This window comes from Cohnella sp. GCM10012308, assembly GCF_042649185.1.
Taxonomy (GTDB): Bacteria; Bacillota; Bacilli; order Paenibacillales; family Paenibacillaceae; genus Cohnella.
In genome coordinates, this window is sequence record NZ_JBHRYU010000044.1 from 38,563 (window position 1) to 58,977 (window position 20,415).

General features: G+C 60.1%; 11 protein-coding genes. 4 read left to right on the forward strand and 7 right to left on the reverse strand.

Annotation, left to right across the window (positions count from 1 at the left end):
- Positions 1-469: 469 nt before the first annotated feature.
- Together hisJ and ACFOTD_RS31125 are read right to left on the reverse strand one after the other, a co-directional pair.
- Complete coding sequence (hisJ, locus tag ACFOTD_RS31120; RefSeq protein ID WP_378123841.1) at positions 470-1,309, reverse strand: histidinol-phosphatase HisJ; 840 nt, start codon at positions 1,307-1,309, stop codon at positions 470-472.
- Positions 1,310-1,320: 11 nt separating this feature from the next.
- On the reverse strand, positions 1,321-2,484 hold the full coding sequence (locus ACFOTD_RS31125; RefSeq protein ID WP_378123843.1) for an iron-containing alcohol dehydrogenase: 1,164 nt from the start codon (positions 2,482-2,484) through the stop codon (positions 1,321-1,323).
- Positions 2,485-2,744: 260 nt separating this feature from the next.
- On the opposite strand from ACFOTD_RS31125, the gene ACFOTD_RS31130 reads away from it, so the two are divergent.
- From ACFOTD_RS31130 to ACFOTD_RS31145, 4 genes are read left to right on the forward strand one after another with little or no spacing between them, the layout of a single operon-like run.
- Entirely contained in the window at positions 2,745-3,833 is a 1,089-nt protein-coding gene (locus tag ACFOTD_RS31130) for a D-alanine--D-alanine ligase family protein (RefSeq protein ID WP_378123844.1), read from the forward strand.
- Positions 3,827-5,002, forward strand: coding sequence for an alanine racemase (alr, locus tag ACFOTD_RS31135; RefSeq protein WP_378123845.1), 1,176 nt, complete (start codon positions 3,827-3,829; stop codon positions 5,000-5,002). The genes ACFOTD_RS31130 and alr overlap by 7 nt, the downstream gene beginning before the upstream one ends.
- The gene (locus ACFOTD_RS31140) at positions 4,951-5,823 is read left to right on the forward strand and encodes a D-alanyl-D-alanine carboxypeptidase family protein (protein WP_378123846.1); all 873 of its coding nucleotides are present in this window, start codon (positions 4,951-4,953) and stop codon (positions 5,821-5,823) included. Before alr ends, ACFOTD_RS31140 begins: the two co-directional genes overlap by 52 nt.
- Positions 5,813-7,015 carry an acyltransferase gene (locus tag ACFOTD_RS31145; RefSeq protein WP_378123847.1) on the forward strand — a complete coding sequence of 401 codons (1,203 nt, stop codon included), beginning with the start codon at positions 5,813-5,815 and terminating at the stop codon, positions 7,013-7,015. The genes ACFOTD_RS31140 and ACFOTD_RS31145 overlap by 11 nt, the downstream gene beginning before the upstream one ends.
- A 451-nt stretch (positions 7,016-7,466) precedes the next feature.
- On the opposite strand, the gene ACFOTD_RS31150 is transcribed toward ACFOTD_RS31145, so the two are convergent.
- The 5 genes from ACFOTD_RS31150 to ACFOTD_RS31170 all read right to left on the reverse strand — a co-directional run bounded on the left by ACFOTD_RS31150 (position 7,467) and on the right by ACFOTD_RS31170 (position 19,663).
- Positions 7,467-10,178, reverse strand: coding sequence for a beta-mannosidase (locus ACFOTD_RS31150; RefSeq protein WP_378123849.1), 2,712 nt, complete (start codon positions 10,176-10,178; stop codon positions 7,467-7,469).
- Positions 10,179-10,274: 96 nt separating this feature from the next.
- Positions 10,275-16,058 (reverse strand): stalk domain-containing protein, encoded by a 5,784-nt coding sequence (locus ACFOTD_RS31155; protein ID WP_378123850.1) that lies wholly within the window; start codon positions 16,056-16,058, stop codon positions 10,275-10,277.
- Between the two features lie 98 nt (positions 16,059-16,156).
- Positions 16,157-17,764 carry an ABC transporter substrate-binding protein gene (locus tag ACFOTD_RS31160; RefSeq protein WP_378123851.1) on the reverse strand — a complete coding sequence of 536 codons (1,608 nt, stop codon included), beginning with the start codon at positions 17,762-17,764 and terminating at the stop codon, positions 16,157-16,159.
- A gap of 76 nt (positions 17,765-17,840) precedes the next feature.
- Positions 17,841-18,749, reverse strand: a complete 909-nt coding sequence (locus ACFOTD_RS31165) for a carbohydrate ABC transporter permease (protein ID WP_378123852.1) — start codon at positions 18,747-18,749, stop codon at positions 17,841-17,843.
- An 11-nt stretch (positions 18,750-18,760) separates the two neighbouring features.
- Positions 18,761-19,663: an ABC transporter permease gene (locus ACFOTD_RS31170; protein WP_378123853.1), complete on the reverse strand. Its 903-nt coding sequence runs from the start codon at positions 19,661-19,663 to the stop codon at positions 18,761-18,763.
- Between the last annotated feature and the right edge of the window lie 752 nt (positions 19,664-20,415).

The following is a 20,415-nucleotide window of genomic DNA, read 5'->3' on the forward strand; positions in this document are numbered from 1 at the left end:
ACGACCTGGACTTTTACGCGACATAGCGATACCGTTCATTCTTACGGAACGCCTGTCAATGGCTCATGCCTGTCAAGGATTTATCCGTCAGCCGTGCCAATGGGCCCAGTCGTCACAAGCGCGGTTCCTTTGCCCCAATGCCTGCAAATATACATCTTTTTCGGCCGGAGTCGGTCCTTTTAAACAGGTTAGATGCAAAAACGCAGTTATTTTACGCCATCGGTCGAATTTCCGGCTTGCGTGCTGAATTTACCTGCGCATTTGCAGGTATTTCATCAGGGTACCGTTGGCCGGCATAAAATACATGTATATATGCAGGTTTCGAGGGTCGCAAGCCACCGAAAAGCCCCGCAATGCCAAATGTGCGCTGACCTGCCCACGAACCGCCGCCAAATTTATACGTTTTAACCGATATGAAAAAAAGACGCAATCCACGTGGATTCGCGTCTTCTTCTACTTCCCAGCTTGCTCAACGTGCGCCGCCCTGGGCAACGGCTCGCTCGAACCAATCCCAGTCCGCGCCGACTTCGGCCGGCTTGTGCGTATCCGAGCCGTATACCAGGTCGATCCCCTCGGCGATGCAGCGCGCGATGAGCCATTCCGGCACGTACGCTTCGCCGCAGGTCGGTTTGCGGAAGCCCGCCACGTTAACGTCAAGTCCGAGACCGGCCGCCTTGAGCTTCGGCAGCAGCGCCTCAAGCCGCACCCGCGCCCGCTCCTCGTTCATCGGGGGCAGCTCGCGCTGGAACTTGCGGATCAGGTTGACGTGGCCGATGCGCCTGCGGATCGACTTGGGCAGCGTCGACGCCCAGGCGATCGCCCCTTCTACCGCATCGAAGTAGGCTTCCACGACGTTGTCCATCGAGCCGTAATGACCCAGGAACGCGTCGGCGAAGTCTGCGGGCGTAAAGTCGATGCAGCGCATGCCGCCCTTGCCCGGCAAATAGTGCACGGACACGACGATATCCTCCAGCTCGCCCAGCCAAGGCGCGAGCAGCCTGTCGGAATAATCCGTCATGTCGGGCAGGTAGTCCATCTCGAGACCGACGGCAACCTCGATGCGATCGGCGTAGCGCGCCTTGACCGCGGCGGCGTACGCCATGTATTCGGGCAGCTCGCGCTCGGGCATCGCGAGCTCCGCCATCAGCTTCGGATCGTCCACGTACCGGTCCGGCAGCGGCGGATGCTCGCTCAGCGTATATCTGGCAAAGCCAAGCTCGATCGCACGGTCCAGGTACGCGTCGGATTCCGCAGAACTGCCGTGATAACAAAATTTCGTATGCGTATGTCCGTCCCACTTCAACGCCATGCCGCGGCCTCCTACAGACTCATCTCGAGAATTCGTTTCACGTCCGCCTTCTCGAGCTTCTTGAAGGAGCCGATCGGTCCGAATTGAACGGCTTCGTCCGCCATGCGGTCCAACTGCTCGGAGCCGATGCCGAGTTCGCCGAGCGTAGCCGGCGCGCCGATGCGCGTGAAGTAATCGCGGGTCGCCTGAATGCCCGCTAGCGCGAGCTCTTCTGCAGACTTGCCGGCCGGATCGATCCCCCATACGCGCTCGGCGTATTGCGCGAACCGCTCGGGTTTGGCCTCATACACGTACTTCATCCAGTTCGGGAAAATGATCGCGAGACCCGCGCCGTGCGCGATGTCGTAAATGGCGCTGACCTCGTGCTCGATGCCGTGGGTCGCCCAGTCGGTGACGACGCCGTTAGGCAGCGTGCCGTTCAGCGCGTATGTGCCTGCCAGCAGCAGATTGGCTCGCGACTCGTAATCTTCGCCGTTGTCCAGCGCCTTTTCGCCGTTCTCGATGACCGTCAGCAGCACGGATTCAGCGAAGCGCGATTGAAGCGGCACGCCGTCAGTCAGCGTGAAGTATTGCTCGAACACGTGCGACATAATATCGACGATCCCGTTCACGGTCTGGTCGCGCGGCACCGAGTAAGTCAGCTGCGGATCCAGGATGGAAAAGCGGGGATAGACCAGCTTGCTCCCCAGTCCGCGCTTCTGCTTGGTCTCCCAGTTGGAGATGACGGCATTGCCGTTCATCTCGGAGCCCGTCGCCGCCAGCGTCAGCACCGTGCCGAGCGGCAGCGCGTCCTCGATCCTGGCCTTGCCGACCGTGAAGTCCCACGGATCGCCCGCATATTTTGCGCCCGCCGCCACCGCCTTGGCCGCGTCGATGACGCTGCCGCCGCCGACGGCCAGAATGAACTCGATTCCCTCGGTACGCGCGATGTCGACGCCTTTATGTACCGTGGACAGGCGCGGATTGGGCTCGACGCCCGCCAGCTCGTGCACGGTCGCGCCGATCGCCGCAAGTTCGGACAGCACGCGGTCGTATAGCCCCGACTTCTTGATGCTGCCGCCGCCGTAGACGAGCAGGATTTTCTTCCCGTACGGCTCGACCAACGATCCCAGCTTCGAGACCGTATCCTTACCGAACACCAGCTTCGTGGGATTGTACAATTCAAAGTTGTTCATGGAGCGGCAAACCTCCGATAGCGATTGGATTCGGGGCGCGGCCTGAACGCGTCAAGCCAGCGCCAACCTCCTTATTATACAGCGCGCGCCCGCCGCGAATCCAACGCTTTAGAATCGCTTAGGACCGCCCGGAACTCGGAACGGATTTATTATCGGTTTAAGCAATCTTAAGCAATCCTTAAACTTTCGTTTCAACCTTTTTAAACGTTGGCGGTTAATCTTGTAGACATCGACGCTAATCGCGAATCGGAGGTCATCTGATGAAAACCAAATTGTACGTCGTGTATGGCGGCAAGTCCGTCGAGCACGAGATCTCGCTCAAAACGGCACGCACCGTCCTCGGCGCGGTAGACGAATCCAAGTTCGAGCTGTTTCCGATCTATATCGCAAGGGACGGCCGCTGGTGCGCGCCAGATCTGCAGGTCAGTCCCGGGATCGAGCTGCAGCATCTGGTCGCGCAGCCGACGCAAGACAACGAGGCGGCTTCGATCGGCGACGTTCTGCTCCGCAAGCTGGCGCTGCCCGGCAAAAAAGTCGTATTGCCGCTGATTCACGGCTCCTATGGCGAGGACGGAACGCTGCAAGGGCTGCTGGAAATGCTGAACGTGCCGTACGTCGGCAACGGCGTGCTGTCCGCGGCGCTCACGCTGGACAAGGCCATATCGAAGCAGATGCTCGCGCAGGCCGGCATCCGTCAGGTCGAGCATCAGGTCGTCTTGCGCGAGTATTGGCTGGCGGACGAGCCTCGCTGTCTCGCCGGACTGGAGGAAGGAATCGGCTATCCTTGCTACGTCAAGCCGTCCTCGCTTGGCTCGAGCATCGGCATCAGCCGCTGCGAAACTCGGAGCGAGCTTACCGCCGGCATCGCAGAGGCCTTGCAATACGACGCGAAGCTGGTCGTCGAACGCGAGCTGATCGGACGGGAGATCCAGGTCGCGGTGATTGGAAACGAAACCCCGATCGCCTCGCTGCCGGGGGAGTTCATCCACGACCATCGCTTTTTCGACTTTGCGTCCAAATATTCGGACCCGCGGCTGCGCATGTCGATTCCGGCAGAGTTGAGCGAAGCGCTGACCGGACAAGTCCGGTCGCTGGCGCTGCAGGCTTACCTGGTACACGGCTGCACAGGTCTCGCCCGCGTGGATTTTTTCCTGGATCGGGACGGGCTGCTGTATCTGAACGAAATCAACGCGCTGCCCGGCTTTACGTCCGCCAGCATGTACCCCGTCATGTGGGAACGGACGGACGGTACGACGTATGCGCAGCTTATCGACCGGCTGATCGCCTATGCGTTCGACCGCCACGAGGCCAGGCAGTCGCTCCGATACGAGAGGCATACCACATGCTGAGGGAGACTTGGGCGGAGATCGACCCGGGCAGAATCGCGGACAACTTGCGCGCCATCCGCAGCACGCTGCCCCCAGGAGTCAAGCTGATGGCCGTCGTCAAGGCGAACGGATACGGCCACGGCGACGACGAGACAGCCGAAGCCGCAAGACGGGCGGGAGCGGATTATTTGGGGGTGGCCTTTCTAGAGGAGGGGCTGCGGCTGCGAGCCGGAGGCGTGAAGCTTCCGATCCTGATTCTCACGCCGATCCGACCGGAGCAGGTCGAGCTTGCGCTGACGCAGGACCTCATGCTAACGGTTACGGATGCGGAGTGGTTCCGCGAGCTGCGAAGGCATACGCCTTCGCTTGCCGGCCGCAAGCTGCGCGTTCACGTCAAGGCGGACACCGGGCTCGGCCGGATCGGCTTCCGGACGGCGGCGGAATGGGATGCGCTCGTCCCTTGGCTCGCCGCTCCGGATATCGACGTCGACGGCTTCTATACGCACTTCGCGACGGCGGGACAGGCGGACACGGCTTTCCTCGAAGGGCAAGCCCGCCGATTCGCGGCGTTCATGGACCGCAGCAAAGCGAGCGGCATCGCCATTCGTCACTATCATTGCGCCGGCAGCGCCGCGGCGCTGCGTTTCCCGGGGCTCGCGCTCGACATGGTACGGATCGGCGCCGCGATGTACGGGTTTTATCCGGCGCATCTTACGCCGCCGGTCGATCTGGCGCCTGCGCTCAGCCTGCACAGCTCGCTCATGCAGGTCAAACGCGTCCGCCGGGGCGAATATATCGGCTACGACAACGCCTACCGCGCCGACGCCGACGAATGGATCGGCACGGTCCCGATCGGCTACGCGGACGGCTGGTCGCAGCGGATGCGAGGCGCCTCGGCTTTGGTGCGCGGACAACGCGCCGAGATCGTAGGCAAGATTTCCATGGATCAGCTGATGCTCCGGCTGCCCGGGCCCTGCGCGCCGGGCGACCGGGTGACGCTGATCGGGCGCCAGGGGAGCGAGCGGATTTCGTTCGCCGAGCTGGCCGCTCATATCGATGGCCCGGCGCAAGAGATCACGACCGCGCTGACGGCGCGCGTCGCCAAAATATACGCAAGCGCGAAGGAGGTTCCTCATCCATGGAACAACGCATATGGTCAACCGCAGCGGCGGGAGCCGACCGTCATCTGAACGAGCCGATGGATCAGAATCGTCGTTTGATACGCGTGGACGACTCGGCCATCTTCGAAGGACATCTCCTTCTCGTTAACCGGCAGCATCCGGTTCGCGAGCCGATTCTTGAGGACAGGCTCTCTGATCTTCATATCTATCCCGCGATGCGCGCTCGCTCGCCTGGAATCCGATTGGAAGAGACGGCGCTCGCTCGTCTGAACGAGCTGCTGGCGGCTTGCCGCGGCGCGGCGGACATCTTGGCGGTCAGCGGGTACCGGACGGCGGACGAACAGACGGAGATATACGAATCGTCGCTTCGGGATAACGGCCCGCAGTACACGGCCGCTTATGTCGCCTGGCCCGGCTGCAGCGAGCATCAGACCGGACTCGCCGTGGACGTCGGCTTGGCGGGCGACGTCGAGCTCGACTTCATCGCGCCCGACTTCCCCGACAGCGGCGTCTGCCTTGCCTTCAAGCGGCTCGCCGCGCAGTACGGCTTCATCCAGCGTTACCGCGCGGGCAAGGAAGACATTACCGGCATTGCCTGCGAGCCGTGGCATTTCCGCTATGTCGGAGAGCCGCATGCCGAGATCATGGAGCGGGAGGATCTGTGTCTGGAGCAGTACGTGGAACGGCTGCGCCGCTCTTCGTTCGAAGGCGAACGGCTTGTCATCGAGGACGGGCGCCGGCGTATCGAGATCTATTACGTTCCTGCCGGCGGCAGCGCTATCGAGGTGCCGATCCCGGAATGCGATTATTATCGTCTGTCCGGCGACAACGACTGCGGCATAATCGTGACGGCTTTCAGCGGTAAAAGGCGGCGGTCCGTTGACCGCTAGATTAACTAAACCTGCTGGATCAGGTAGATCAGATGGATCAGCTGGATCAGACGGATCGGACGGATCGGACAGATCGGCTAAATCAGCGGAATCAGCTAAACTAACAAGTTCAGCTATTTCGTCTAAAACGGACTACCGCGGCTTATCCTGGCTGAAGTTTATCGCCGCCCTGCTCGTCGTCGCCAATCATACAAGCCCGCTTGCCCTTTTCGGCCCAACAGCCGACTTTTTAGCCGACAACGCCCTCACCCGAATCGCCGTTCCCATCTTTTTCATCGCCTCCGGCTTCTTCTACTTCCGCAAGCTCACGAGCGACCCGCTCGCCGACCGGCGCCATCTGCGCCATTATCTGGGCAGCATCGCCAGATTATACGCCATCGCCATCCTTCTTTACTTGCCGCTCAATGTATACAACGGTTACTTCTCTTCGTCCATCAGCGCTTTTTCTCTGCTGCGGGATCTGGCCTTCGACGGCACGTTCTATCACCTCTGGTACTTGCCGGCGCTGATGATCGGCATCGCGATGCTGCATGGACTGTACCGCGTGCTGAATCCAGCTGTCGTCATGGCTATCGCCTGCGCGCTGTATGCCTTCGGACTATTTGGAGACAGCTACTACGGCTTCATAACGGGCAGCGACGTCCTAACCGAATGGTATAAAGGAACGTTCCAGGCGTTCGATTATACGCGCAACGGGCTGTTTTTCGCGCCGATCTATCTGGCGCTAGGCGCGTTCGTCGCCAGGCGGCCGCAGACGGCGAGACGCCCGGTCATGAACGCCGTTTTATTTGCAATCTCCTTGTCCGCCATGCTGGCTGAGGCATCGTGGCTGCACGACAGTTCGATTCCGCGGCATGACAGCATGTATGTCTTCGCGGTGCCGGCCGTTTACTTCCTGTTCCTGTGGGCGCTCCCTCACAAGGGCCCGGCGAAGCGCGGTCTGCGGGAGGGCCGGGCATGGATCTACGTCCTGCATCCCATCGCCATCGTGCTCGTACGCGGCGCGGCCAAAGCGGCGGGACTGCAGCCGTGGCTGATCGGTAACAGCCTCATTCACTTCGCCGCGGTTTGCGTGTTGTCCATCGCAATGGCTGCCGCCGCGGTTCGCCTGCCCGCTCTAAAGGCGAGCCTGCCTGCTGTTTGGAGGCCGACAGCTCAAAAAGACTGTCAGGAAGTATCTGGATCTTCCTGACAGTCTTTTTGGATTTGGAGGATGGCCCGAACTTCCGGCCAAGGCTCCGATTCATAGCTCATCTGAGAAAAGTTCCGACCGATTTGTTCGCCTAAGCGTCTTCCGCGTCGCTCTTTCGCCCCGGTAACTGCAAATATACATCTAAATCCGCCTATGTCGACCCTTTCGGTGAGGACAAATGCAAAAATGCATCTAATTCCCCGGATCAACGAGATTACCCGCACATGTTTCGAATTTAGCTGCACATTTGCATTAATTTTATCCAGCGTCGCCGTTCGGCAGAAAATAGATGTACAAATGCAGTTCATGCCCCCACGCAACATCCGGAAGGCTCCAGCCCTCCGAACGCGCGCAGTTTCCGTTTGCACCATTCTGCTGATCTCTCGTATGCATTCATCAATCATAAAATCAGATCTGCGGGGCGGACTTTTCCATCAGTCAAAAAGCCCGGTCAGTTCCAGCCGATCAGCTCGATTGCCGGTTCGATTCCCGAGTCGTTTCCCGAGTCGTTTCTCGGGTCGACTCCCGAACCGCTTGGCGGGTAGACTCCCAAACCAATTGCCGAACCGACTCCCCTATCGCTTGCCTGATCGCCCCCGGCTCCAGCACGTGGCGCCGCAGCCAAGCTGCGATATTCGATCGTCCTGCGCTCTCCCGGCAGCAGATCGAAGTAATTGTCCGAAAACGCGAACGCGCCATGCAGGAGCACGGCTTTGGCATAGCGGTCCGCCGCGACGGTCACGCTGCCGGCCTCGGGCCCGCCTGAACGAGACTCGATCCGCAAACCGGAAGGCGCAAGCCTCATCTCCGCCGGAAGCCCGGCGAAATAGATGCAGCGATCGCTGCCGAAGCCGCCGTCAATATCCATGACCAGCACGTGGCGATGATCGAGCAGCCCATCCAGTTGCGCAGCCGGAATCCCCGCAGCGACAGCCGAAGCGCCCGCCTCCACAGCGAAGTCGAACGTCCTGGACCAGACCTCAGCGTCTCCAGCCGAGCCGTCAAGCTTCAGCACGCGCAGCGTCCCCGTTCCCCGGATTTCCTCGGGCTTGTCGCTGCACACCCAACAATCGTACGTTCCGGCCGCCTCGTTTTTTTCAAGCGATGCGATCACCGGCCGTGCCGCCTTTTGAAACCCATAGTATCCGCCCTTCGGGTACCCGTAGTAATCGACCAGGCTCCAGCCGCTTGCCGGCCAGCAATCGTTGAACATCCAGAACAGAATGCCGCCCGCGTAATGCCGGTTGCGCCTGTACGCCTCCACGGTCAGCCGGGTAAGCTCGTGCTGGACGAACGACATGCGCCGGATCTGCTCGACGGTCGACGCGGCGGGCGGCGCAAGCTTGTCGGCCAGCGTCGCGAGCGCACGGAAGAGCGAGAAGTCCTTCAGCCCCGGGTGATTCTTCGTGTGGTATTCGAGCATGCCGTACGACGGATCGGCCAGATCCTCGCCGCTCATCATCCGCCGCAGCGAATGAACCTCAGGCGTGCCGAACATCGGAAACTCCGGACAGAATCGACTCAACAGGCCGGCAAAGTAGGAGCGATAATCGCGTAAATCCGTGTTGCGGAACACGTCGAACATCTCGAACAGCGCGCCCGTATAATGCGCGGTGCCGATCGTGAACGAGTTGTTGGTGCTGCCGCCGTAAGGACTCGTGGGCTGAAACGGCCTGGACGGATCCTGCGCCGCGCACAGCCGGCCCGTAATCCGTTCGGCGATGGCCCGTCCCGGGTAATCCCGGTCCTCTTCGCCCGCAAACATGCCGTTCTCGTTGTCCCCGTTCCACCAGACGAGACTCGGGTGATTCCGCAGCGCGCGAATCGCGCCCTCGGTCTCGGCGGTCAGCGATGCCGTCCACTCCCGGTCCGACTCGGGATATGTCCCGCAGGCCATCATGAAGTCCTGAACAACGACGATCCCGAGCCGGTCGCACCAGTCCCAGAACGGCTCCGGCTCGTATATGCCGCCGCCCCAGCAGCGAAGCATCGTCATGCCGGCATCGCGGGCGAGCCGGAGCAGGTGCTCGTAGCGCGAGTCCGAAACGCGCGAGGGGAAGGGATCGCAAGGCACCCAGTTGGCCCCTTTGCAAAAGACGGAAACGCCGTTGACCAGCAGCCGGAAGCCGCTGCCCGGGCGCTCGCCGTTCGCCTCCCAGACCGTGCCGTCCGGATTGTCGGCGAACGCATTCCCTGTCGTTCCTTCCGAGCGAATCCTCGCGGTCATCCCCTCCTCTGCGCTTCCCGCCCGGTCTTCGAGCTGCTCGATGCGCACCGTCCGGATCCCGAACGCGCGCGAGCGCTCGTCGAGCAGTCCCGACTTGCCGTACAGCTTCGCGACGAGCGTATACAGCGGCTGGCCGCCGTATCCTGCCGGCCACCACAGCGCCGGCTCCGCCAAGTCGGCCGTCAGCTCCAGCTTGCCGCCGTTCAGCCGCCGCTCGGCCTGCCAGACGATCCCGCCGGCTGCATCCGCGATCGCAAGCGACAGCCGCAGCGGCTCTTCGGTGCGGCTGCTCGTCTCGACCGCGACTGCCAGGGACGCGCCTCGCGCGTCCAATGCCTGCGTGTACACAAAAAGGTCGTCGATCGCCGCGATGTCTTCGAATACGAGACGGACAGGCCGCCATATGCCGTAGCTGACGAGTCGCCCCACCCAATCCCAGCCGAACGTGCATTGCATGCGGCGCACGAACAGCCGCTCGTTCGTGAAGGCTGCGCCGAGACCGGCGTACGACTTGCCGGCGAGTCCCTCGGCGACCGTCCGGAACCGCACGGTCAGCTCGTTCGTCCCCTCCCGAAGCAGCCCCGACACGTCGAAGCGGTAGCGGACGAACATATTGTCGGTCCGGGCGAGCCGGACGCCGTTCACCTCGATTTCCGCGTACGTATCCAGCCCTTCGAATTCCAGCAGGGGACGTCCCGGGTCCAATCGCCCGAGCTCGAACGTCCGGCGGTACGTCCATCGCCAATGCTCCACCCACTGGCAATCGTCCGCCTGCTTGCGGTAACCCGGATCCGCGATCAGACCCGCCGCGAGCAGATCCTGGTGCACATGACCGGGAACCTGCGCGTCGATCGCGATTCTCGCTTCCTTCCCCCTAAGGTCTATGCCTTCGCCTTCCAGTTGCCACAGGCCTGTCAGCGCAATCGATCTTCTCATTTGCAATCTTCCTCTCTAAAAAGAGGATGCTCTCCGACGCGGACCGAGAAGCATGGCCAGGGTCCGGCGGGAGCATCCTCTTGCGTTCTTATACGATTAAGGCATTTGGAACACGACGGTCGGATCCGTCCCGATGTCCTTCACGATGTTCGCGAGCGCCGTCCCGTACGTCATGCCGAACGTATACGAGCCAGGCAGCAGTTCCACGCGGATCTCGCCGCCCGCCGTGCTGCCGATCGTCCGCCAGCTGCCGCCCGCATACACCTTGGCCGTGCCGCCGTTCACCGGGTTGCCGCCGGCATCCTTCAGTTGGATGAGGACGCTCGCCGTCTGGAATACCACGGCCGGATCGTCGCCGACGTTCTGGCTCTTTTCCTTGTACACGCCGTCATAGGTAATGCCGAACGTATACGAGCCCGGCAGCAGCTCCTTCGTCGCTTCGCCGCCTGCAGTCGTACCGATCGACTGCCAGCTGCCTCCGGCATACACCTTCGCGACGGCGCCGTTCAGCGGATTGCCCTGGCTGTCCTTCAGCTGAACTTTCGCCTTTAACGTCTGGAAGACGACGGACGCGGGACCCGTTGCCGTATTTTGCGTCAGCTGCTTGGTCGTGCCCAGATAGGTCACGGAGAAAATATAGCTCCGCTCCGGCAGCGCCTTCGTCGCCTGCCCCGAGGCGTCCGTCGTCCCCAGGTCCTTCCAGCTGCCGTCGTAATATTTGACGATGCCGCCGACGAGCGGCTGTCCCGCGCTATCCTGCAAGGAGACCGTGGTCACCGTGGCGGCCAGGCTGAAGCTTACGCTCTGCTGCGTCTCGGCATTGCCCGCCAGGTCGGTCGATTTGTAAAGAATCGTATACGAGCCCTGTTTGCCGAACGCCAGCGGCGCCGTGTACGGGGTCCAAGTCGTTCCGTTATCGACGCTGTATACGGTCTGCGCGACGCTGGACACGCTGTCCGCAGCTGTCAACGTCAGCGTAACCGGGCCGTTATATGCGCCGCCGGGACCGTCCGGCGCCGATGGATTCAGCGCTGCCGTCGTGACCGGCGGGGTACTGTCTGCTATGACCGGACGAACCTCTATATCGTCGACGTAGAAGGTTTGCACCGGACCGCTTTGTTCCGTATACAGGTACACCCGGACATCCGTTACGACTCCCGTCTCCTCGATTTTGTAGAAGCCCGATGCCTGTGTCCAGCCTGCTCTGAGCAGCGGCGCGCTGGTGAATATATATCTCTGCTTAACGACACCGTCCAGCTTGTATTGCAGGCAGATCCTGAACAGCGCCGGCTGCGCGGGTGCGGTTGCCAGTTTGGCCCAGGCCGAATAATAATACGTCTTCCCCTGTTCGATCGATGTTGGCATGAAGAACGACGCGAATCTGTTGTCGTTCAGCTTCGTCACCTGCAAAGACTGCGTCCCCAGGCGATGCTCCGATGTCGTCAAGGCCACGCTGGCGCTGGAGCCGTAATAACCCGAAGGAATCGCGGCTCCCTCCATGTCGGGGTTGAGAATGAGATTGCTTCCCAGCACCGCGCCGGCGGGCTGCCCGGAACCGAGCGCCACCGTCACCGCCGTCGTCGCCGTGAATCCGCCGTCGATGGCCTTGGCCGTAATATTCGCGATTCCCGTCTTCTTCGCGAACACCGTGCCGCTGATGTCCACGACGGCCACGTCCGGATTGTCGGAGTTCCAGATCAGCGCTTGGTTATTGACGCTGCTCGAGGGCTGGAACGTCGGTACGAGCGTCTTCGTCTCGCCCATGTTCATCGTCATGGTCGGGTTGATACTCAGTCCCGTCGCATAGGTCCATGCCGGACTGGATGAGTACGTCACGAGCCTAGCTTCGACATCGTCGAGATAGTAGTCGTGATTGGTGCCGTCGATCTCCGTATAAAAGTAAAGCAGCACATTGGAAATGGGACTGGTCTCCGCGATCGTGTAGTTGCCCTGCAGCTGCGTCCATTGATCCGCGGAGAGCCCGGCACTGGTGTAAATGATCATCTGTTTGACATTGCCGTCAACCGTATATTGCAAGCAAAGCCGCAGCTGCTCGGCGAGCGTCGGCGCCTTCGCGAGCTTCGCCCAGACCGAATAATGGTATTCCTGGCCTTGCGTGACGGCGATCGGGAAGGACGCGCTGCCGTAACGGCCGTCCTTGACGACCTTGAGCGACTGATGGCCGCTGTGGGATTGCGTGACGTCCAGTCCCAGCGCGCCGTTCTGCACGCGTGCCTGGATCGTGCTGCCTTCCATGCCGGGATCCGCGACCAGATTGGCGCCCAGCGTCGGCAGCGAGGTTGCCGTATCCAGCTGCACGGAATCGATGCTGAAGCTGCCGGCCGACAGCGTAGGCACGACCCGGATTTGCTTGATCGTCCCTGTCCAGGCGGCCGCGGAAGTCGTATCGAACACGTACTCGCGGAGGGTCGAATCGCTTGGCAGGATATAGGTCGAGAACGACTTGGCCGCATTCCATACGGGATCGGCATCCGTCGTATAATAGAGCTTCGCCTGTGAGCCGGTCGTCTGGTTGCCGAGCTGCACGCGGACCCGCTTGATCGTGGACGCGTCCAGCCCCAACTGATCCGGCGATTCGACCGCAGGCTCTACACCGCCGGATACGCCGAGGGACGTACCGCTGAATCGGCCGCCCAGCGCCTGCTCGCCGGCGATGCTCCCGTTCGCCGTCCAACCGTCTCCGAATTCAAAGTCCCAGACGACGCCTGCCGGATAGATCTGGATTTTCTGCGCGGCCGCGTCCCACTTCAAGGTCGCCCCGAAGGCTTGCTTGAGGTACGAGAGCGGCGCGAGTACCGTCCCGTTTGCCAGCTTCACCGGCGCATGTTCGAGCGTGATGGACTGATTGTCCTTGAGCGCCGTCGTACTGCCGACCGTTAATTCGTAGACGCTGCCGCCCTTGACGGCGATGAACTTCTGATTCGCCGCGTCCCACTCGGACCGGACGCCGAGCTGCAGCCAGATGTCCTTGATCGGCACCATGACGACGCCGTCCTGCACGAGCGCCGGCTGGCTGAAGTTTTTCCGTTTGCCGTCGATGTACAGCTTGATGGCCGTCGAATCGTCGGCGACCGCCCGGATGTAGTCGATGCTGATCGTGCCGATTGCCGAGATCGGATCGATCCGGATCTGCCGGATATTGCCGGTCCAGCTCTTGTTCCGCCACATTTCCACGTAATAATCCGTGTACCCGTCATCTTGCGGGATTACGTAGAAGCCCATCGCCTTCGTCTCGTTCCAGTCGCCGTCCAGCTCCGTCGTGAAAAATACGCGGCCGTCGATATCGTTGGCGCTGTTCTTCATCCGGATCTTGAGATAAGGCGCGTCCTCCGCCTTAATCCCCAGATGGTCCGCCGAGATGATGCCCGGGTCGGTGTTATTCGTGGTGCCGGTGAAGGTGCCGCCCGCGACGCTCACCGCGTCGATCTGCTTCAGCACGCTCCAGCCCTCGCTGTCGCCCGGCGTGTTGAACTCCCACGAGGCGACCGAATTGCTCGATATCGCCGGAGGCGTCAAGGTGCGGTTCTGCACGACGCGCCCTTCCGGATACAGGACGTTGATCCGCGCCTTCTGCGTTGCGGTCGGCACGGCATCCGTATGGGTGCTGACGCCCGAGAAAACATCGCGGATCGCATCCACGTAGCCGAAGCCCGCGAGCCCTGCCGGCATGATGAAATGGCCCTCCCCGTATTCGTTCCAGTTGTCCAGCATGACGAGCTTCTTGCCCAGATTGCCCGCCGACAGCGACGGAATATAGGTGTCCTTTGTCCACTGCGCCAGCGACTTGAATTCGGCCGGGGTCGCATAATACCCGGAGCTCAGCCCCCAGGCGGTATCGTCTCTGCCCATGCTGAGGCCCGGAATGACGTCCATCACGCCGGCGTTGTTTTCCAGCGTCAGCTTGAGCTTCTGAAATTCGGGATGCCCGCCGAAGGAGCCCCACGAATAGGCGTAGACGCCGTCGAAACCCGCGTCCTTGCGGTTTTGCAGATCCTGAGCGCTCGTGCCGTTATACACGTTCAGGATGGTTAGCTCGCCGACGCCGGCATCGCGCGCCGCGTCCCGCAGATCATCCATCAAATCCTTTGCCAGCTCTTTGGTGCCGCCTGCCAGCTTGACGAATTGATCGTAGTTGTAGATGGTGAACACCGGTTTTTCGTCAACCTTCAAGTACCGGGGGTCCTTAAAGTAATATTCGATCCAGTAGGGAACCAGATTGTCGCGGAAATCGGCGATATCCTTCGCTGCCGAGTTAAGGTTCTCCCACATGATGGCAAAGTGCGCCAGATTGCTGTACTTGGCATTAAAGTAGCCGTCGTCCAGCGCATCGGACAGGTAGGAGTCCTTGATCGGCGCGCCCTCTCCCCCGATCGGCCTGAACCAGCAGGACATCTGGAAGTCGATGCCGTGCTCGAGCATCCACTTGATCTCCCAGTCCGCCGTCTCCGGATTGCCTTCGTCATAGAAGCCCAGATACGGCGTGCGGTCCGGGAACGGATTGATCACGTCCCAGCCCAGATGATGCCCTTCCCGCCACATGGGGCAGCTCTGCACGCCGACGAGCGGGCTGCTTGTGCTCAGGACTGTCGACGCGGGCGCGGGCACATAATCCGCAGGCTCCGGCGTATTCGCATAGACGAGGATATCGTCGAGCCACATCAGTCCTTTGTTCGCGGCGGAGGTGGAGAACCGGATGCCGTCGACGGAAGCGATCCCGGAAGCGATATCGACGTTCGCTTTTTGCAGCTTGCCGTTGACGTAGAGGTCGGCCTTGTGCGCGCCCGGCTTCAGGACCACTTTAAGGCGATACCATAGGTTAGCCTTGTAGTCTTTGTAAATCTCTACGGGCTGTCCGGCCGTGTCTTCATAAACCAGCTTCCCGCCTGCGGTGAACAGCTTGAGCGCCGTCGTACTGCCGCTTCTCAATTCGGCCGTGAGACCGTCGGTCTTTACCGGGATAAAAATCTTGTATTCCGCGGTCAGATCGCCCGAGATGGCGGCGAAGCTCTTCGCCAGCGACATGCTGCCGGTCGAGGCGGACGCGTCGATCTTCAGACTGTTGATGTCCGGCTTCGGGGCGCTGAGCATCTCGGCGACCTGGATCGTGCCTCCGTTAAGGGCGGCCGTCCAATCCTGGGGCAGATTGCCCGATGCCGGCATGACCGACAGCAGCCTTTCGTTGACGGCATAGCCTTTATAAATATGAAGCGGCGTAAAGTAGAAGTCGCCTGTAGAAGCGACGCCCGTCGTCAGCTGGAAACGGTTCAGCGCGGACACCGTGTTCGCGAAATTTTGGGCATTCGCCCGCAGGATGCCGTTGACGTAGACATCCGCCTTTTGCGTGGACAGATTCGCAATGACCTTGATCCCATATTCGACATTGGCCGAATACGCCTGCAAGGTTACCGCAGCGCCTCCCGACGTCTCCAGCACGAGATTGCTCCCGCTGGCGCTGGTCGCGATGCTCACGCCGGGCGTATCGTCGCCGAGCAGCTGCCAATGCAAGCCGCCCATGACGCTAAACGGCTTGAATCGAAATTCCATCGTCAGCGTCCCTTCGCTCTGGGCCGGGAACTTGCGGCTCATCGATACGGGGAGCTTGGTACTGGCATCGCTGATTTTTAACGTGTTGTTATAGATGCTCGTCAGCGCGCCGCCCGCGGCGCGGACGTCCCAGCCGGACGGCTGGCTCTCCCCCGGCACCAGGTTGGACAGAAACGCAAAATCCTCGTCCACCAGATAAGCGGCCCCTTCCGGCGCGCTATTCGCCGAAGCGGAACGAGGTGCAGCCGCAAATAAGAAAACGCATACAAACAGTGTCGCGCTGAAAGCCATCCATCCGTTTCTCCATGGATTCATCAACATCGATTCCCCTTTGCATTCGATTAGAAGCAGGCGCTTATAAAAAAGGCGGCCCGACTTGCTCGAAGCAGGGCCGCCTTGCCGAACCGTTCCGTTTAGCTGTTTTCCGCCTTCCATGCATCGAATTGCTTTTGCGCCTCGGCCATGATCTTGTCCATGCCCGCCTCGTTCAGACGCTGCTGCAGATCGGTATAATACTTCTCGAAGTCAGGCATCGAGCCGGTCGTCAGGATCGGATTGGATTCCTTCTGGATGGCGCTCACCTGGGCGATCTCCGTCTTGACGGGCTCCGAGTTGAAGATGAAGCCGAGGATGCCCGACGCCTTGCCGTTGTCGTTGTTCTGCTTCATCGCCTGGAGCGCGGCGGTGGAGTTCCAGTTCGAATCCCATTGATCCCACAGCGGCCCAAGCCAGTTGTGCCAGATCGCCCAAGTCTGTTCCGCGCCCGTGGTCGCTTCGATCGTTGGATTGTCGTCCTTCACGGTGCCGGACTTGACCGTATAGTTTTTGCCCTCGACGCCGTAGGCCAGCGTATTCAGCAAGTACTTGTCGCCCCAGATCTCGTTGAGCAGCATCATAGCCCGCTCAGGGTTCTTGGAGGTGGCGCTGATCGCCGTCGCGGCAGACGTCATCGAGTTGGTCGAGATCGTCGGATAGCCGGCCAGCGTCTCCACCGTCGGGAAGCCGTACGTCGCCGTCGACTTCGAGCCGTCCTCCGTGTAACCGCCAGAATCGCGCATGACTGCGTACTTGCCCGACTTGGCTTCAGCCAGATAGTCCGTCTTGATGGCCGCATCCTTGGCGATATAACCCTTTTTGTAGAAATCGTTGATCGTCTTGTAGTTCTCCTTGTTCTCAGGCACGTCCAAGATCTTGACGATCTTCCCGTCCTTCTCGCTATAGGAGATGCCGGGCGTGATCGTCGTATAATCGTACAAGCTGACGCCCGCCGCGGTACCGTTGGCCGTGGCCAGGAGCGGAATCATGTTCGGCTCGTTTTTCTTGATCTCGACCAGGAACGGCTCCAGGTCCTTGATGCTCTTGACGCTCTTGTAGTCGAATTTGTACTTCTCCACCATATCCTTCTTGAAAACGTGCGCGCCGGCTGGCGCATACGGCGTCTGCGCGGGAATGGCCATGATCTTCCCTTTGTAGGTCACTGCTTTCCATGCGCGGGGGTCGACCTTCGCCAGGATGTTTTGGCCGTACTTTTGCAGCAGCTCATCCAGGGGCAGGAAAGCGCCCTTTTGGACATTGTCGCTGATGCGATTGGAGGAAAACGTGGAAAATACGATGTCGTAAGGCTCGCCCGCCGCGGAGATCAGCTTCATCTTATCTTCCCAGCCCGCATTGTCGATCAGATTAAGATGAAGCTCGGCGTTCAGCTTCTCCTTGATGACCTTGTTCGCTTCCGCTTCGACGTCGGCTTGATCCTTCATATTGTCGATCGGCTTCGGCATGTACCAGCTGAGCTTGACGAAGTCCTTGGTATCGCCTCCGGTGTCCGCCGGCTGCGAAGCTGGCGCGCTGGCGCTCGGACTGGCGCTGGGACTCGCGCTCTCACTGGCGCCGGAGCTTGCGGACGGACTCGAAGAGCCCTCTTCCTTCGAACTGCTGCAACCGCTTACGATCATGGCCGCCGCCAGCATGGCGGACGTACCCGTTCCAAGCCATCTTGCCTTCTTCCCCATTGTCGGACTCACTCGGATTGCCTCCCTTGTCTATGCCTATCATTTATAATCAGCAGCCGCAGCATCTTCTTTCCTACGGCTGTAATTATCACCCTTTGACCGAGCCTACCGTCAAGCCCTGCACGAAATATTTCTGAAAGAGCGGAAATACGAGCAACATCGGCCCGGCGGCCAAAATGCACATCGCCATTCTGGCGCTTAAGGAGGGCACGAGCATGCCCGGTTTGACCAGCCCGTATTGAATGGCTTCCGCCGAGTTCAAATACTCCATGTTTTTCAGTACGCGAATGAGCAAATATTGCAGCTTCATCAGGTTGTCATGCTCGACGTAGAGCAGCGTCAGCCACCAGTCGTTCCAATATTGGAGGGCGAAGAACAAGCCCAGTGTCGCCAAGGCCGGCTTGGATATCGGGATGACGATCTGCGCGAAGATGCGCAGCTCGCCGGCGCCGTCGATTTTCGCCGATTCGATGACCGCCTCCGGTATGGTCTGGAGGAAGCCTTTCATCAACAGCACGAACCAGCCGCTGATCAGATAGGGCAAGATGAGCGCGAGAATGTTGTTCTTCAGTCCCAGCCACTTGACCATCAAAATGTACGAAGGCACCATTCCGCCGTGGAACAGCATCGTAAAAAAGATAAAGAAGGCGAGAAACGACCGAAAGCGGTAGTCCTTGCGCGAGATGGCGTAGGCGTACGTCGTCGTGACCCACATCCCGACGATCGAGCCGATGACGGTCGTCGCGATCGTGACGAAATAAGATTGGAACAGCACCTTGGGCTCGTGCAGGATGACCCGGTAAGCGTCAAACGTGAAGTTTTTCGGAATGACGGAATAACCGAACTTGACGATGTCGTTCTCGCTCTGAAACGACGTGCCGATGATGACGAGGAACGGAAACAGGCTGGCCACGCACAACAGGATAAAGACGAGATGAATAAACATTTTCCCGGCGGTCGGTTGACTCCGCTTGAGGGCCGTTACGGAACCGTTCATGGCTGCACTCCTTAAAAAAGAGAATTTTCCGGATTGATTTTTTTGACGATGTAATTGGTCGTGAGCACGAGGCAGAAGCCGACGATCGATTGGAAAAAGCCCGCTGCCGATGCCATCCCGATGTCGCCCATGTCGATCAGCGACCGGTAAACGAATGTATCGATGACATCCGTCGTCTTGTAGAGCAGGGACGAATTGAGCGTCACGTTGTAGAACAGCCCGAAGTCGCTGTAGCAGATGCTGCCGATTTGCAGGATAACCATCATGATGACGATCGGCTTGATCATCGGCACCGAGATCGAGATCGCCTGCCGGAACTTGCTCGCCCCGTCGATTTTGGCCGCGTCGTAATACTCCGAATCGATGCCCATCAGCGCGGCGTAGTAGATGACCGAACCGTATCCGAGTCCCTTCCATACGGCGGCCGCCACTAGAATGTAAGGCCAGTACTTGGGATCGCTGTACCAGAGGATCGGCTCTTTGCCCAAGGCGACCAGCAGCCTGTTGATGACGCCGTAATCCATATCGAAGAGCGAGCGGAAAGCGAATCCCGCCACGACCCAGGAAATAAAGTAAGGGATAAACAGAATGGTCTGATAGGCTTTGACGAATCTGCGGCTGAGCTCGTACAGCAGCAGCGCGATCGTCACCGAGAGCGTGGTGCCCAGTACGATAAAGGTCATATTGTAAAGGAGCGTATTTCTCAGCACCCGGTAGAGCACGTCCCCGTTGAACAGGAAGCCGAAGTTGTCGAAGCCGACCCAGGGACTGTTCCAGATGCCCAGATTGTAACGGTAGCTCTTGAAGGGCAGCAGCATTCCGTACAGCGGCACGTAGTTAAAAAGAATGATGAGCAGAAATCCCGGCAGCGCCAACATCGATAATCCGAAGTTCCTTTTGATCGTCCTGATCATGTGACCGCACTTCCTTTTCGCATTGCTTGTCGTGATAAGCCAACTTTAGGCGCGGAAGACGGGAATGTATATTTTAAAAACGGCAGTTTCCTTTAAAAAGCGGTATTGGAGCGTTCAATCGGAGCAATATGCGCAATCCCGAAGCCGCAAGCAAGAGGAAGGCGGTGTAAGTGGGGGTCGCGGAGGTGCAGCTGGCGCGGAGGTGCAGCGGTTGCGGAGGGGCAGCGGTTGCGGAGGCGCAGCGGTTGCGGAGGCGCAGCGGTTGCGGAGGTGTAACGGTTGCGGAGGTGCTGCGGTTGCGGAGGTGTAACGGTTGCAGAGGGGCAGCGGGCGCGGAGGTGCTGCGGTTGCAGAGGGGCAGCGGTTGCGGAGGCGCAGCGGACGCAGAGGTGCAGCTGGCGCGGAGGTGCGGCGGACGCAGAGGTGCAGCTGGCGCGGAGGTGCAGCGGACGCAGAGGTGCAGCTGGCGCGGAGGTGCAAGGGAACGCCTATTCGATGGCTCTTCCGATTGCCGTTCCCACGGACCAGCGTATCGCTGCCGGCGTCGCTCTGTCGTCGCAATGCCTGCAAATATACATCTTTTTTCTACAGTTTCGAGCCCTTTGTATCGGATAGATGCTAAAACCAGGCTGTTGAGAAAGCAGTTTTACGCAGCCAACTGTAGCCTGATCCGACGAATATGTAAATAAATGGTCGACAGTGCGCACCAAAAGCCCGAACCTTTGCAGGAAGAAGTCTTCGCCAGGTGTCTG